The organism is Ferranicluibacter rubi (assembly GCF_011603255.1).
GTDB lineage: Bacteria > Pseudomonadota > Alphaproteobacteria > Rhizobiales > Rhizobiaceae > Ferranicluibacter > Ferranicluibacter rubi.
Map to the genome: position 1 here is coordinate 164,152 of NZ_JAANCM010000012.1, position 15,099 is coordinate 179,250.

At 64.0% G+C, this 15,099-nt stretch carries 18 protein-coding genes and 1 tRNA gene; 8 read left to right on the forward strand and 11 right to left on the reverse strand.

Annotated elements, in window-relative coordinates; translation table 11 throughout:
* The first annotated feature begins 6 nt into the window (after positions 1-6).
* Entirely contained in the window at positions 7-687 is a 681-nt protein-coding gene (gene tlpA / locus G8E10_RS20795) for a thiol:disulfide interchange protein TlpA (RefSeq protein WP_167130524.1), read from the forward strand.
* Here the strand turns inward: tlpA and G8E10_RS20800 are convergent.
* The 8 genes from G8E10_RS20800 to G8E10_RS20835 form a co-directional block, all read right to left on the reverse strand.
* Positions 667-2,052: a hypothetical protein gene (locus G8E10_RS20800; protein WP_167130525.1), complete on the reverse strand. Its 1,386-nt coding sequence runs from the start codon at positions 2,050-2,052 to the stop codon at positions 667-669. The two genes, tlpA and G8E10_RS20800, sit on opposite strands and share 21 nt — an antisense overlap.
* 78 nt (positions 2,053-2,130) lie before the next feature.
* Complete coding sequence (locus G8E10_RS20805; RefSeq protein ID WP_110730102.1) at positions 2,131-3,003, reverse strand: 3-hydroxybutyryl-CoA dehydrogenase; 873 nt, start codon at positions 3,001-3,003, stop codon at positions 2,131-2,133.
* A gap of 173 nt (positions 3,004-3,176) precedes the next feature.
* Positions 3,177-4,106, reverse strand: coding sequence for an electron transfer flavoprotein subunit alpha/FixB family protein (locus G8E10_RS20810; protein WP_167130526.1), 930 nt, complete (start codon positions 4,104-4,106; stop codon positions 3,177-3,179).
* Positions 4,107-4,261: 155 nt separating this feature from the next.
* Entirely contained in the window at positions 4,262-5,011 is a 750-nt protein-coding gene (locus tag G8E10_RS20815) for an electron transfer flavoprotein subunit beta/FixA family protein (protein ID WP_132713719.1), read from the reverse strand.
* A gap of 271 nt (positions 5,012-5,282) precedes the next feature.
* Positions 5,283-6,065, reverse strand: a complete 783-nt coding sequence (locus tag G8E10_RS20820) for a rhomboid family intramembrane serine protease (RefSeq protein WP_167130527.1) — start codon at positions 6,063-6,065, stop codon at positions 5,283-5,285.
* 25 nt (positions 6,066-6,090) lie between these two features.
* A complete protein-coding gene (locus tag G8E10_RS20825; RefSeq protein WP_110736317.1) occupies positions 6,091-6,669 on the reverse strand; it encodes a cob(I)yrinic acid a,c-diamide adenosyltransferase in 579 nt (192 codons plus the stop codon).
* A gap of 1 nt (position 6,670) precedes the next feature.
* On the reverse strand, positions 6,671-6,868 hold the full coding sequence (locus tag G8E10_RS20830) for a twin transmembrane helix small protein (protein WP_092935449.1): 198 nt from the start codon (positions 6,866-6,868) through the stop codon (positions 6,671-6,673).
* A 52-nt stretch (positions 6,869-6,920) separates the two neighbouring features.
* On the reverse strand, positions 6,921-7,754 hold the full coding sequence (locus G8E10_RS20835; RefSeq protein WP_167130528.1) for an SDR family oxidoreductase: 834 nt from the start codon (positions 7,752-7,754) through the stop codon (positions 6,921-6,923).
* A gap of 180 nt (positions 7,755-7,934) precedes the next feature.
* Between G8E10_RS20835 and G8E10_RS20840 the strand changes: the two genes are divergently transcribed.
* The gene (locus G8E10_RS20840) at positions 7,935-8,888 is read left to right on the forward strand and encodes a YihY/virulence factor BrkB family protein (RefSeq protein WP_110736325.1); all 954 of its coding nucleotides are present in this window, start codon (positions 7,935-7,937) and stop codon (positions 8,886-8,888) included.
* Here G8E10_RS20840 and gluQRS read toward each other — a convergent pair.
* Positions 8,856-9,776 (reverse strand): tRNA glutamyl-Q(34) synthetase GluQRS, encoded by a 921-nt coding sequence (gluQRS, locus tag G8E10_RS20845; protein WP_167130529.1) that lies wholly within the window; start codon positions 9,774-9,776, stop codon positions 8,856-8,858. The genes G8E10_RS20840 and gluQRS overlap by 33 nt on opposite strands.
* Positions 9,777-9,832: 56 nt before the next feature.
* On the opposite strand from gluQRS, the gene G8E10_RS20850 reads away from it, so the two are divergent.
* Positions 9,833-10,477 (forward strand): DNA-3-methyladenine glycosylase family protein, encoded by a 645-nt coding sequence (locus tag G8E10_RS20850; protein ID WP_167130530.1) that lies wholly within the window; start codon positions 9,833-9,835, stop codon positions 10,475-10,477.
* A gap of 135 nt (positions 10,478-10,612) precedes the next feature.
* Positions 10,613-11,170, forward strand: a complete 558-nt coding sequence (locus G8E10_RS20855) for an HNH endonuclease (RefSeq protein WP_092935441.1) — start codon at positions 10,613-10,615, stop codon at positions 11,168-11,170.
* A gap of 61 nt (positions 11,171-11,231) precedes the next feature.
* Here G8E10_RS20855 and G8E10_RS20860 read toward each other — a convergent pair whose 3' ends face one another.
* Complete coding sequence (locus tag G8E10_RS20860) at positions 11,232-11,738, reverse strand: disulfide bond formation protein B (RefSeq protein WP_343289838.1); 507 nt, start codon at positions 11,736-11,738, stop codon at positions 11,232-11,234.
* 106 nt (positions 11,739-11,844) lie between these two features.
* Positions 11,845-12,456, reverse strand: coding sequence for a YqaA family protein (locus G8E10_RS20865; protein ID WP_092935439.1), 612 nt, complete (start codon positions 12,454-12,456; stop codon positions 11,845-11,847).
* A gap of 251 nt (positions 12,457-12,707) precedes the next feature.
* Between G8E10_RS20865 and G8E10_RS20870 the strand changes: the two genes are divergently transcribed.
* From G8E10_RS20870 to G8E10_RS20885, 4 genes are all read left to right on the forward strand, one after another.
* A tRNA-Leu gene (locus G8E10_RS20870) sits at positions 12,708-12,792 on the forward strand.
* 483 nt (positions 12,793-13,275) lie between these two features.
* Positions 13,276-13,506 (forward strand): hypothetical protein, encoded by a 231-nt coding sequence (locus G8E10_RS20875; protein WP_110807777.1) that lies wholly within the window; start codon positions 13,276-13,278, stop codon positions 13,504-13,506.
* Positions 13,507-14,091: 585 nt separating this feature from the next.
* On the forward strand, positions 14,092-14,223 hold the full coding sequence (locus G8E10_RS26245) for a hypothetical protein (protein ID WP_343289839.1): 132 nt from the start codon (positions 14,092-14,094) through the stop codon (positions 14,221-14,223).
* Between the two features lie 135 nt (positions 14,224-14,358).
* Positions 14,359-15,099, forward strand: a 741-nt coding sequence (locus G8E10_RS20885; RefSeq protein WP_167130531.1) for an AMP-binding protein, incomplete at its 3' end; no start/stop codon positions are given.

A 15,099-nucleotide genomic window follows, 5' to 3' on the forward strand; every position in this document is an offset into this window, starting at 1 on the left:
ACCGACATGACAGACCCGGGAAAACCCCGCTCCGCCCTGCGGCTCGTGGCGCTTGCAGCCCTTCTGGGCCTGATCGCCGGTGCGGCTGCGGTATACGTCAGGCAAAGCGGGTCTGGCAATGCTCCGGAGGTCGCTTCCCAAGATGACGCCGGGCAATGCGCGGCGGCAGCGCCGAAGATCGCCGGTTTGACGCCGCTGATGAAGGGTCAGGTCGCTGCCATGGCGCCCGCCGACCGGCCGCGGCGTCTGGAGGGGCTGACGTTCAAAGACAGTGGCGGCAAGGACCTGACGCTTGCCGATTTCAAGGGCCGAGCGGTGCTGCTCAATCTCTGGGCCACGTGGTGCGTGCCCTGCCGCGAGGAAATGCCGGCGCTCGACAGGCTGGAGAGGGCCGAGGGGAACGACCGCTTCGAGGTGGTCGCCGTCAACATCGATACCGGTAGCGACGAGAAGCCGAAAGCGTTTCTCTCTGAAACCGGTGTCACGGCGCTGAAACCCTATCGCGATGCTTCCATGGGCGTCTTCAACGCTCTGAAGAAGGAGGGGCTCGCCTTCGGTCTGCCGGTCACCGTGCTGCTCGACGACAAGGGCTGCCTGCTCTCGGCGATGAACGGCCCGGCGGCCTGGGATGGCGAGGAGGGGCGTGTGCTGGTGCGCGCTGCCGCGTTAGCGGGCGCCGGCTCCTGAGGCAGGCGGGGTCGTTGCCGCGGCCACTCCCTGCGAACTGCTTCGCAGCAGGTACCAGTCCACGAGGCCGGGCTTGAAATGACGGCGTGCGGCACGCTCCCAGAGCGGCGTCTGGTGATCGCCGACGATGAGGATGTCGGTCGGCCGCAGGTCCGGATCCCGCGCGATGACGGCCACCGAGCGGAAGAGGTCGCTCCACAGGTTCGTCAGGTCGCACACCGTGCGGTTGTCGATGGCCGGCGCCATGGTGGCGCAGCCGAGCCTGTCGCTGGCGGAGGGCTGATAGGGAATATGCGTGTTCAGCGTCAGGAAGTAGACGAATTTCTGCGTGTCCGGATCGGCCTTGAGCGCGGCATCCACGACGCCGGCGATTTCCGTGTCGCAGAGCCCCTTGAAGACATTGCCGCAGCGCGATGGCGTGGGGCTCGGCACGTCTGCCGCCATGTCCTCCATGAAGGTGCTGCGTTGGAAGCCGATCTGCGGATACCAGTGATGGCGCAGGAACATGTCGCGGGAATAGCCGTGGAAGGACTGCGTGCTCAAACCCTTTTCGCTCAGGCGACGCGGCAGGCAGTCGAAAAGCTGGTCGCCAAGAAAATCGAGCCAGCTGCCCCAATGTCCGCAAAGCTCCCGCGCGGCGGCGCCCGTGGTGGAGCCTGAATAGCGTGTCGTGCCGCTGGTAAGCTGATAGCGCCCGCCGAGCGTTTCCTTCTGCAGGATCTGGCTGAGAAGCGCCCGATCCTGCGGATCGGCGAAGGCACCGAGGCCCTCGACCATGACGAACAGCACGTTGTGCCCCGATGCAGCGATCCTTGCTGCCGTCAGGTCGTTCTGGAGGATCGCGCTGTCGAAAGGTGGTTTTGCCATCGCAAAGGGCTGGTTGACGGCGCTATCGAGCCCGACCACAGAGAGCGCGGCAAAGGCCACAGCCGTGGGGGAGGCAAGCGGCACATCGGAGCGAAATCTGTTGAACAGCCAGGCCATGAGAAGCGCCATGCCGACCATTATCAGGATGAGCGCGACATAGAGGGCGGACGCCGCGACGTCGATGGTGGCGAGAAAACCGAGCGTGTCGATGGCGTCGCCAATCGGCAGATTGAAGGCGACCATGGCGACGAGGGCCATATCGAGAAACGCGGCGAGCACGAAGACCGGGTAGGCCGCCCAGCCGGGAAGAAAGTAGGCAGCGGTTCCGGCGAGCACGTAGAAAAGCGGGGAGATCGTCCGGACCGCCACGTAGAAGGGCATCGCGAGCAGGAAGACGATATTGGGGACGACGACGAGGGTGCCGACCAGCCGCACGCTCGCTCGACGCGAAGACGGGATTCCGAGGATTACGTTCCGCGCGCTGGTTTTTGCAGTCATGAGAACTCCGTGCCGAAAAGCAGGCGAACTCAGGATTGCATTCAATATTCCTAATCGTCAATACAATTTGGAGTAGTTTTAACGCGTCGGAACCGGGGTTTCCCCACGATAGTCGTAGAATCCGCGACCGGACTTCCGGCCGAGCCAGCCAGCCTCGACATATTTCACCAGGAGCGGGCAGGGGCGGTACTTGCTGTCGGCGAGGCCGTCATGGAGGACCTGCATGATCGACAGGCAGGTGTCGAGGCCAATGAAGTCGGCCAGTTGCAGCGGGCCCATGGGGTGGTTCGCGCCGAGCTTCATGGCGGTGTCGATGGCATCGACGGTACCGACGCCTTCATAGAGCGTGTAGATCGCCTCGTTGATCATCGGCAGGAGGATGCGGTTGACGATGAAGGCCGGGAAGTCCTCTGCAACCGTGATGGTCTTGTCGAGCGCCGTGACGAACTGGCGGGCCGAGGCGAAGGTGCCCTCCTCGGTTGCAATGCCGCGCACCAGTTCCACGAGCTTCATGACCGGAACCGGGTTCATGAAGTGGATGCCCATGAAGCGCTCGGGGCGGTCCGTGGCGGAGGCGAGGCGGGTGATCGAAAGGGAGGAGGTGTTGGTGGCGAGGATCGCGTCCGGCTTGAGCACCGGACAGACGGCGACGTAGATCTTGCGCTTGATGCTCTCGTCTTCTGTGGCGGCCTCGATCACGAGGTCGGCCGGCGAAAGATCTGTCAGGTCTGAGGAGCCCTTGATCAGCGTCAGCGCCTTCTTGCGCTCATCCTCGGTCAGTTTTCCGGAAGAGACCTGGCGGGCCATGTTGCCGTTGATCGTGGCAAGGCCGGCCTCGATGCGGTCGGGCGCAATGTCGTAGAGGTGTACCTTGTACCCTGCCATCGCGGCGACCTGCGCGATGCCGCAGCCCATTTGTCCCGCACCGACGATTCCGACATTCTTGATCATCAAGCCGATGTTCCCCAATCGCAGCCGACGTTCAGGACCGCTGAAGGCCTGTATGAAAGTGATACCGGCTGGCCGTCGTTTTTGCCAGTGCTTTCCGTCGCTCTTTGCGCGTCTTCGAATGCAAAACGGCCGCATCGGGGGGATGCGGCCGTTCAATTATCGGTGTGCCTGGCTCACAGAGCCTTTTCGAGTTCCGGCAGGATCGTGAAGATGTCGCCGACGAGGCCGTAATCGGCGACCTGGAAGATCGGGGCGTCCTCGTCCTTGTTGATGGCGACGATGACCGTCGAGTCCTTCATGCCGGCGAGGTGCTGGATGGCGCCGGAGATGCCGCAGGCGATGTAGAGTTGCGGGGCGACGACCTTGCCGGTCTGGCCGACCTGCCAGTCGTTCGGGGCGTATCCGGCATCGACCGCGGCACGGCTTGCGCCGACGGCGGCACCGAGCTTGTCGGCGAGCGGCAGGATGACTTCCTGAAACTTTTCCGCCGAGCCGAGAGCGCGACCACCGGAGACGATGATCTTCGCCGAGGTGAGTTCCGGACGGTCGGACGAGGACAGGGCGTCGCCGACGAAGGTGGACAGGCCGGGATCGGCTGCCGCGGACACGGGCTCGACCGGTGCCGAACCGCCGCCGGCTGCGGGCGCAAATGTCGAGGTGCGCACGGTGATGACCTTCTTGGCATCGCCCGACTGTACGGTCTGAATGGCGTTGCCGGCATAGATCGGCCGCTTGAACGTGTCGGCCGAAACGACTTCGGTGATTTCCGAGATCTGCGCAACATCGAGCAGGGCTGCGACGCGCGGCATGACGTTCTTGCCGACGGAGGTGGCCGGCGCGATCAGCACGTCGTAGCTGCCGGCGAGCGACACCAGCAGGGCTGCCAGCGGCTCGGCGAGGTTGTTGGCAAGGCCCGCATCATCGGCGAGCAGAACCTTGGATACGCCGGAGAGCGCTGCGGCGCTCGCCGCTGCGGCATCCGCACTGGCGCCGGCGACCAGAACGTGAATGTCGCCGCCAATCGCGGTTGCGGCACTGATGGTACGGGCGGTGGCGTCCGAAACGGTCTGACCGTCATGATCCGCCAGAAGAAGAATGGCCATGTCGTATGTTCTCCTCAAAGTCTCAATCTGTCTTCGCTGCGGCACCATCCTGTCGGTCTCGACGGGGCATCCGGCAGCACATCACGTGCAAGGGCGTCTGGATCGAAGGCCGCCGCCTGGCCTCTGCGGACCGGCGGCGGAGCTTCGCCCGAGGCTTAGAGCACGCCGGCTTCGTTCTTCAGCTTGTCGACGAGTTCGGCGACCGAGCCAACCTTGATGCCAGCCTTGCGGCCGGCGGGTTCTTCGGTCTTCAGCACGGTCAGGCGCGGCGTGATGTCGACGCCGAAATCGGCCGGCGTCTTCTTGTCGAGCGGCTTTTTCTTCGCCTTCATGATGTTGGGCAGCGAGGCATAGCGCGGCTCGTTGAGGCGCAGATCCGTCGTGACGACGGCGGGAAGCTTGATGTCGATGGTCTGCAGGCCGCCATCCACTTCGCGGGTCACGGTTGCCTTGTCGGCACCCAGTTCGACCTTGGAGGCGAAGGTGCCCTGGCTCCAGCCGAGCAGCGCCGACAGCATCTGGCCCGTCTGGTTGCTGTCGTCGTCGATCGCCTGCTTGCCGACGATGACGAGGGACGGCTGTTCGGCGTCCACGACGCCCTTGAGGATCTTGGCGACCGCCAGCGGCTCGACGGCGGCATCGGTTTCGACCAGGATCGCGCGGTCCGCGCCCATGGCGAGACCGGTGCGCAGGGTTTCCTCGGCCTTGGCCGGGCCGATCGAGACGACGACCACTTCCGTCGCCTTGCCCGCTTCCTTCAGCCGCAGCGCTTCTTCCACGGAGATTTCGTCGAAGGGGTTCATCGACATCTTCACATTGGCAAGCTCGACGCCGGAACCGTCCGGCTTGACGCGGATCTTGACGTTGTAGTCAACGACGCGCTTCACGGTGACAAGAATTTTCATGGAGCCTTCCTTCATCGAATCTCGGCAGTGGATGTCAGCGGGGCGCTTTCGACGCCGGTCTTAAAGCCGCAAGCTTTTCAGACGTCCTGCATCATGGGATCGCATATTCCCTTGCCGCCCCGTCAGTCGATTGGCGACATCGATACGCGTTTTTTCCACAAATACAATCTTGCCTGAATGCGCTCCCGCTCCCGACGCGTAAATTACTGACCTTTACGTGCACGTCAATAGTTCCTTCGAAAATTCTCGTGGAGATGTGTCCGGTTTCCGTTCACGGTCGCGTGCCCCAGGGGCCTGCTCCGCCCTGCGGAGGCTGGGTCTCTCGCGGTGCGGTATCCACGAGGCGCACGGCCTTGGGCACGACGACGACCCGGTCGAAGAGGGGAACGCCCTTGCGGCGCATGATGAGGACCAGCAGCAGGCCGGCAATAATGCCGCCGACATGCGCACCCCAGGAGACATCGGCCGAGGGATCGACGGCGAGCATGTAGAATTGCTGCGCGATCCAGAGGGCGAGCGGAATGAAGGCCGGCAAGGGCAGGGGAATGCGGAAGAGGACGAGCACCCAGACGCGGACCTTGGGATGCAGGAGGAAATAGGCCGCGACCACACCCGAGACGGCACCGGATGCGCCGATCAGCGGCGCCTGCGAAAACGGGACGATCAGACCGTGGACAAGGGCACCGGCCGCCGCACAGGCGAGGTAGAAGATCAGGAAGCGGACGTGCCCCAATGCATCCTCCACATTGTCGCCGAACACCCAGAGGAACAGCATGTTGGTGCCGAGGTGGTAGAGGTCGGCGTGCAGGAAGGCATAGGTGATGTGGGTCGCGGCCTCCGGCACGACGGCGATGCCGGGCGCCAGCGTCGCATCGCCGAAGATCAGTGCGGGGATGTAGCCAAAGCCCAGAAGGTCGGCATTGACGGTGGAGGCTTCGACGAAAAGCGGGCCGGTGAGGAAGAAGATCACCACGTTCGCAAGGATCAGCCCGATCGTCACGACCTGCAGGCGGATGTGCTTCAGGTTGTTGCGGTCGTGAAGCGGTATGAACATGGTGTCTCCTCCGGCGCAGGCGGCCTCACCGTGTGAGACCGGGCACCCAGAGCACGTCGCCGCGGCCGCGATCGTTCAGCCAGCGGGCTGCGACGAAGAGGAAGTCGGAGAGACGGTTCACATATTCGAGCGCCGCCGGGCTGACTGTCTCGCCGTCGGTGTGCGAGAGGGCGACCATGGCGCGCTCGGCGCGGCGCGCGATGGTACGGGCAAGGTGCAGGTGGGCTGCGGCCGGGGTGCCGCCGTTCAGCACGAAGGAGCGCAACGGCTCGAGATCGGCGTTCAAACGGTCGATCTCGCTTTCCAGCCGCGCGACCTGACCGGCGACGATGCGCAGCGGCTCGTAGGGCAGGGTCTCGCCCGTATCCGGCGTCGAGAGGTCGGCGCCGAGATCGAAGAGATCGTTCTGGATGCGTTTCAGCATCTCGTCGACCTCCGGTTCGCTCGACGTCGTCAGCCGCGCCATGCCGATGGCGGCATTCGCCTCGTCGATCGTGCCGTAGCATTCGATGCGCAGGTCGTTCTTCAGGCGGCGGGGGCCGGCCGCGAGGCCTGTCGTACCGTCGTCACCGGTGCGGGTGTAGATCTTGTTGAGCTTGACCATGTCAGCGTCCTCCGCCGGTAATCCAGAGCGTCAGCATGATCAGGCCGATAGCGACCGCCTGCAGCAGGACGCGGGCCTGCATCAGCTTGTTGGAGGCGTTGCCGCTGCCACCCTTGGCCATAGTGATCAGGCCGCGGATCAGCACGATGACGACGAGGCCCATAACGAGCAGAGTGAGGCCGGTAAGGAAGGAACTCATGCGCAGTCTTTCTGACGGCCGCCTGCCGTCCCACCAGAGAGAATCCGGCCGCTCAGCCGAGGCGCCCGATAATGCGATAGAACAGGCCCGCCGGAAGCAGTTTTTTCAACCGAGCGCCCTGTTTGGCCGGTTGAGTCACAATATAGTGCGGTCGCGGGCGTTTTGCCGTCAAAGCTTTCACAAGAACGGCATAAACCGCCTCCGGCCCGAGCTTGCCGCGGGACGGGCCGCTTTCACCGGTCAGCCGGCGCATCTGCCGGGCATATTCCTCCCGGTGGACCGAGCCCTCCAGATCGATATGGCGGCGGATATGCGTGACGGCAGTGGCGGTGAAGCGCGATTCGATCGGGCCGGGCTCGATCAGGCTGACCTCGATGCCGGTGCCGGCAAGCTCCATGCGCAGGGTGAGGGACAGGCCCTCGATGGCGAACTTCGACGCATTATAGGCGCCGCGCCATTTGTAAGGCACGATGCCGAGAATGGAAGAGCACTGCACGATGCGGCCTCGGCCCTGCGCCCGCATGACCGGGATGATGCGGCGGGTCAGGTCGTGCCAGCCGATGACGTTGGTTTCGAGCTGCAGGCGAAGCGCCTCGGTCGGCAGATCTTCGACCGCGCCAGCCTGCCCGTAGGCACCGTTGTTGAATAGTGCATCCAGCCGGCCGCCGGTCAGCGCCAGAACCGCCTCGACCATGGCCGCGATCGTTTCCGTGCGGGTGTAGTCCATAAGGAAGGTTTCCATGCCGTCGGCCTCCAGACCGACGCGGTCTTCCTCCCGGCGGACGGTGGCGAAGACGCGCCAGCCGTCGCGGGTCAGCGCCTTTGCCGCATAGGCGCCGATGCCGGAGGAGCATCCTGTGACGATGATGGAAGGGCGATCTGTCATGAGGCTCCGTCGGTTCCGGACTTTGCGTGCGAGCAGGTGGACTTGGAGCGCTGGTTTCCCATATTCGCAGGCAGGTGACAATCTTGCAGCGCCTGCCTGAATGAACGTGCATGAAACCAAATCGCGGCGCGTCTCGTATCCCGGTAGAGGGGACGTCGCGCCCTTGAGAACGGAGACCGGATGCCGTTGTTCCTGCGTATGGCCTGGAAGGTCACATTCGATGCGCTGTGGCATTTCAGCGACGATGACGGCTGGGCGATGGCCAGCCACGTCGCACTGTCTTCGCTGCTCGCGATCTTCCCGTTCCTGATCTTCGGCACCGCGCTCGGAAGCTTTCTGGGGGCCGACCAGTTCGCCACCACGGCGGTCCACCTGATCTTCGATACCTGGCCACCGTCGATCGCAAAGCCGATCGCCGACGAGATTGTGCAGGTGCTGACGACGCCGCGCGGTGGGTTGCTGACCGTTTCGGTGCTGGCTGCTGCCTATTTCGCCTCCAACGGCGTCGAGGCGTTGCGCATCTCGCTCAATCGTGCCTACCGCGTGGCGGAGAGCCGACCCTGGTACGTGACGCGGATCGCCAGCCTCGGCTTCGTGCTGGCAGGCGTCGTCATCCTTGCCTTCGTCAGCCTGCTGCTCGTGGCGGTACCGCTCGCGCTGCGCTATGCCGACCGCTGGCTGCCGTGGCTGGACGAGGTTCTGTCCATGGTCGACAATTGGGGCCTGGCGCTCGCGCTTCTGATCCTGACCGGCGGGCTGATCGTGTCGCATCTCTGGCTGCCGGATGGCCGGCGCAAGATCATGGACGTGCTGCCCGGCATCCTCATCACGCTCATTGCCTGGACGATCGGCGCCTTCGGTTTCGCCTCCTACCTCTCGACTTTTGCCAACTACGTCTCGACCTATGCCGGGCTCGCCTCGATCATGATCGTGCTCGTGTTTCTCTATATGGTCGGTGCCATCTTCATCATCGGCGCGGAAATCAATGCGGCGATCATGAAGTACAAGGTCAAGCGCATGGTCATCCGCCATTTCCGCGGCATGCCGGCAGTCGAGGCCGCTGCGACGCGGGACATCGCGCTTCCCGAAGATGAGACGTCTTCAGAGCAGAAGCGCGCGGACATGCGCGGCTGAGAGGCCGCTTTCCCTGAGCGCTCCCAGACCCGTATCACGACGGCTTTTCGACAGCTTGCGCCCGTCTGGCCCGAGGATGAGGCGGTGGTGGTGGTAGAGGGGTTCCGGCAGGTCGAGCAGGGTCTGGAGCAGGCGGTGCACTGCCGTCGCATGGAAGAGGTCCTGCCCGCGCACGACATGCGTCACGCCCTGCAACGCATCGTCCACCGTCACCGACAGGTGGTAGCTGGAGGGCGCATCCGGTCGCGACAGAATGACATCGCCCCACGCTTCCGGCCGTGCCGTGATCGCGCCTGCCGCGCTTTCCGGATTGTCCGTTCCGCCTTGAGGGCGGGCGCCGGTCTCGCGCCATGTGAGCGGCCTGTCGACGGTGCCGCAGGCTTTCCCCATATCCAGACGCCAGGCATAGGGGCGTCCGGTCGCGTCTGCCGCGGCAACGGCTTCCTCTTTCTGCCGGGCGTCCCACGTTCGTTCGGGACCGGGATAGAGCGGCGCACCGTCGGGATCGCGCGGCCATGTGCCGCCGCCGGCCTCGATGGCCGCGACATGCGCGCGGATCTCGCCGCGGGTGAGGAAGGCGGGGTAGACGAGGCCGCGGGCCTTGAGGCGGTCGAGCGCGGCCTCGTAGTCGGAAAAATGTTCGGACTGACGCCGTACGGGTTCTTCGAAGGTGAGGCCGAGCCAGGCGAGATCCGTGAAGATCGCCTGTTCGAATTCCGGCCGGCAGCGTGCGCGGTCGATATCCTCCAGCCGCAGCAGAAGCCGACCGCCTGCAGCGCTCGCAAAGTCTGCGTTAAGGAGGGCCGACAGCGCATGGCCGAGGTGAAGCGCGCCGTTGGGGCTCGGCGCGAAGCGATAGACCGGGGGCTTTAACGGGCTGTTCGGCATGGTCTTCTTCTGCCATCAATGTGCAGCCGGGCCAAGACGGCAGGGGAACCCTCACGATGCGGATTTCGAGCGATCACGATGTCTCCTTCGGCCTCGCGGTTCTGGCCACGCTCGATCCCCGCCTTGCGCCCATTATCGCTTCTGCCGGACCGGTGCCGCTGCGGCGGTCCGAACCCGGCTTTTCCGGGCTGGCCGCAATCATCGTGTCGCAGATGATCTCCAAGGCGAGTGCGGCAGCGATCTGGAACCGGATGACATTGCGGCTCGGCATGGTCGAGGCGGGCGCTTTTCTTGCGCTTGCCGAGGAGGATGCCCGCGCCATCGGCCTGTCCGGTTCGAAGATCAAGGCCTTGCGCGCCGCAGCTGTTGCCGTGGAGGCCGGGGTACTCGATCTGGAAGGGATCTGCGATATGGACCCGGACGCCGCCATCGCGGCGCTGGGTGCGCTACCCGGCATCGGCCGCTGGACGGCGGAGGTCTATCTCGTCTTCTGCGCGGGTCACCCGGATGTATTTCCGGTCGGCGACGTCGCGTTGCAGAGCGCCGTCGCGCATGCCTTTCGTCTGGAGGCGCGACCCTCTGCGCGGTCGCTGGATACCATCAGCCTCGCGTGGAGCCCCTGGCGCAGTGTCGCGGCGCGGCTGTTCTGGGCGTATTATGCGTGCTGTATGCGCCGCGATGCCGCACCTGTTCTGGCCTGATGCGGGGTCGCATCGTGTGGCGCGTAACCATCTGAAATGAATCTTTTGTTCCCGATTTCCTTTCGGCTTCACAATCCTGACGTAACGGGCCTAATATAGAAGTGCAGATGCCGAATCGATCAGGAGTCACTGGACTTGACGATTGCAGTCTCACCTCAGGCCTTGCCTGCGCTCGTGTTGAACGCGGACTACCGGCCTCTTAGTTATTACCCTTTGTCGCTCTGGTCCTGGCAGGACGCGATCAAGGCGGTCTTCCTTGACCGTGTCGTTATTCTCGCGGAATACGACCACCAGGTTTCCTCGCCCAGCTTTTCGATGAAGCTTCCGAGCGTCGTGTGCCTGAAGAGCTACGTGCAGCCGTCCCGCCACCCGGCCTTCACCCGCTTCAACGTCTTCCTGCGGGACCGGTTCGAGTGCCAGTATTGCGGCTCGCCGGACGACCTGACCTTCGACCACGTCATTCCGCGCTGCCATGGCGGCCAGACGACGTGGGAGAACGTGGTGGCCGCATGCTCGCCCTGCAACCTGCGCAAGGGCGGCAAGATGCCGCGAAACGCCGGCATGTTCCCGCACCAGAAGCCGTATCACCCGACGGTTCAGGACCTGCACAATAACGGCCGTCTGTTCCCGCCGAATTTTCTGCATGAAAGCTGGATGGACTATCTCTACTGGGATGTCGAACTGCAGCCATAAGGCTTGGCTGTGGTGGACCGCCGACGGGTTTTGCGGGCGCCTGAATGGGCGCCCTTTAGCGTTATCGCGCCTTGACGGCGCCGCGGACGGCGAGGGCCGCGAGCACGAGGCTCGCCAGCACGTTCCAGCCGGCGAACGACAGGCCGAGCACGCGGAGCGCGGCATCCGTGCAGGACGGGCCGTGCTTGCTGTCGAGATCGCCCAGGAGATCGCCGACATTGGGGGAGACGCCCTGCGCGGTGGTCGAGCAATTGGCAGGACCGGCCCAGAAGTGCCACTCGACGCCTGCGTGATAGATGCCGATGCCGGCGCCGACCAGCATCATGATCGCCACGACCGTCAGCAGAAGTCGCGGCAGCCAGGCCGGCATGGGGAAGGCGGCGCTGATGATGGCGAGCACGCCGACGGGAATGCCATAATAGTAGGGCTCGCGCTGCATCAGGCAGAGCGCGCAGGGGATGTAGCCGCCGAGATGCTCGAAGCCGAGCGCGGTTCCAACCGTGACGATCATGCCGAGCGTGACGAGGACGGCGGCGGACAGGGCAGGGGAGCGTTGGATGGCTGTCACGGTCTACGGGCTCCGGAAGGCGGGTTCGCTGTGCGGGTCACGAAGCCCTTACAGCATATCGTTGGGGATCGAAATCTGTTTTGCGGCGGCGGCTTCGCGTGAAGTGTCAGGGCGTGACGATCTCGGGATTGTGCAGGAAGAAGCGGTAGGCGACGAAAAGGACGATCAGCGCGGCGGCGGCCACCGCCGAAATCAGGCCGAGACGCTTCTCGATGAAATGCCGGATCTCCTCGCCATAGCGGCGCAGCAGCCAGGCCAGGAGAAAGAAGCGCGCGCCGCGCGCGATGATGGCGCAGACGATGAACAGGCCGAGGTGAATCCCCGCGACGCCGGACAGGATCGTCACGACCTTGATGGGCGGCAGATGTGCGAGGCCCGAGGTGATCAGCAGCAGCACCAGCATCTCGTTGCTGAAGGACGCACGCATCGTCTCGAAGGCTTCGAGCTTGCCGTAGAATTCGAGCACCGGGCGTGCCAGCGCCTCGAAGGCGTAATGTCCGAGATACCACCCGGCGATGCCGCCGAGCACGGACGCGACCGTCGCGACCGCCGCATAACGCCAGGCGCGCTCTGGCCGTGCGAGCGCCATCGGCAGGAACAGCACGTCTGCGGGCACGAGGAAGATGGAGCTTTCCACGAAGGCGATGACGGCAAGCCAGACCTCGGCCGACTTGCGCGCGGCAAGCGACATGGTCCAGTCGTAAAGGCTGCGGAGCATCGGCAATTCCTCGTTCACGTAACAAGACGGGGCAACGCCCCGGACGAGGCATCCATCAGCTTCTATGCAGGAATACAGCCCCTGTAAATCGCCACGGCGCGCCTGATGCTGCTCCGCACCATCGTTTCCCGATCCCGCCTTCTGCCGATGGACCGTCTTGCCCATTCTCTCGCGCAATTGCCACGCCGACCGCGAAATCCCGGTTGACCAAGCCCGCCCCACCCGTATAAATCCCGATCCTGCCTCTCCGTGCCCCATTGGCGGAATTGGTAGACGCGCTCGACTCAAAATCGAGTTCCGAAAGGAGTGCTGGTTCGACTCCGGCATGGGGCACCATCACACTACCTGAAAATTCAGATCGCCGCATGCCCGTGTCCTCGCCTCGGACCGACGTCCGCACGCTCTTTCCGCCCCTTGAACTTCCGACGCACAGCTTCATTTTTATCCGGTAAGGCGGGAGAAGCCGGGATGGTCGAGGCGCGGTATGGGGTGCGGCAGGAGCGGAGCGGGGGTTGGACGGTCATCGATGAGGTGACCGGGCTGCCGGCGGCGTCGGATGGGCGGGACCTGACGGGGCTTGAGCGGGAGGACGCGCGCGATATTGCGGATGTTCTGAACCGGGACGATCGATCGCGGCGGCGGAGTTCCTTGGTATAACGTTGGGGTATAGCGCTGAGTACAGGTGCTGCAGTTTTGCCTGTGGATGTGAGATCACGTTTTTGAGATGGTGGTTCGTTCTGCATCTGTCGGATATCGCGGTGCGACAGGATGCGTTAGGTTGAACCGACGATGCCGAGCACGCGGGCCTTGGGAGTGAAAATGCAGACGCCGGATTTCATACCTCGCCAATTGCTACCGGATCCTGTCGAGGAGAGCGCCAACCGGCTTGCGGAACACGTGGCCGGCGTTCACATGGAAACCGGTGAGTTCAGCATCATGACCATCACGGTCGAGGACGTCGTGATCGACGGGGTCGATATGGGTGACTACGAGGTCGTCGTTCGCCAGGTCAAGGCGCCGGAGTTTCTCGACCTTGATGCCGAGGAATGATCGGCCAGTACGCGTCTTCGGTATCGTGAGCCTGATATTTCTCAAATGATACGCGGCGCCGTTGCAAGCGTCGGCTATGAGCCGATGCCGGTCATCTCACGAGTGCGCGCGAGCGGACGAATGTCCGTCTCGTGCTTCGCTCGAGGCGAGGAAAATCAGGGGAAAGGGGTGCGCGGACGCTCTACAAACCGCGCGTGGCCAGACAATCGCACGGCAATCCTGAAGGCTTTGTAAAGATTGCAGGGCCTTCTGCGCTTCCGGCGCGCGCTTCTCTCAAGTCATTCATTTCCAAAGTCTTTTTTTACTGAAGTGCTGACGTGGCCATGTCGTTTCCTTAGGCCGCAGGCCTGATCGTCTCATGTCGAGACACAAGCGGAAGCTTCTTAACCGGCCTGATGCAAGGCGTTTGCCGGAAGGTGACAGGGCGTGTCATTCTGAACCCTAACCTTACATATCGGAGACGCTTTCTTGGCGCAGGCATACATGACAGTTTCCCCGGAAAGGGGTTCCGAAAGAGGCCCCGAACGCGAAGTCGATATCGTGACGAGCGCGGTCTTTGCATGGTGTGCCGAGAGGCGGATCGGTTTGCGCACACAAGCCGGCGTCAGTGCCGCGAGCGCTGCCATCGAGCTTTTCGAGCGTGGCTACCGGACGCCGGATGCGCTCTTTCATGCGCTGCACGGCCTGAGCGGTACGGAGATGGCGCATTACGGCTGAGGCATGACCGGATCCTGTGGGCATGCTGTCTCAACGCTTGTCGTCGCGCGGCGGGCGGTTGATTGATCTGCCGGCCGGGGCGGTGATAGGGTCTGAGGATGCCGCCTTGTCGGCATCTTCTTCCCAAGGCAGTTCATGCTCCCGACGTCTTCCACCTATGAGGCCCTGATCCGGGACTTTACCTGGGACATTCCGCACCGGTTCAACATCGGTGTGGCCGTCAGTGATGCCTGGGCTGCGCGGGCGCCGGAGCGGGTCTGCCTGCAGCATTTCAGCCCGGATGGCCACCACGAGGCGCTGACCTACGGCGCCTTTGCCGCACGATCGTCTTCGCTTGCCGCCGGGCTTCTTACGCGCGGGGCTTGCCCGGGTGAGCGTATTGCCATCCTCCTGCCGCAGGGTTTCGAGGCGGCGATCGCGCATGCGGCGATCTATAAGCTCGGCGGCATCGCCCTGCCGCTGGCGCTGCTCTTCGGCGTGGAGGCTCTGGAATACCGGCTGAGGGATGCCGGGGCTCGCGTCGTGGTCACGGATCGCTCCGGGGCTTTGCGGCTGCAGGACATCAAGGCGCGGTTGCCGGATCTGCGGCTGGTCGTCTGCACGGACGGGGGCGAGGCGGCAGACGATACGATCGGGTTCGATGTGCTGGCGGCAACCGATGCAAGCGGCTTCGTTGCGGCGGAGACCGGGCCGGACGATCCGGCCCTGATGATCTACACCTCCGGCACGACCGGGCCGCCGAAGGGTGCGCTGCATGGACACCGCGTCTTGCTCGGCCATCTCCCCGGCTTCCAGTTTCACCATGCCGGCCTGCCGCAGGCGGGCGATCGCATGTGGACGCCGGCCGACTGGGCCTGGGCGGGCGGGCTCCTCAAT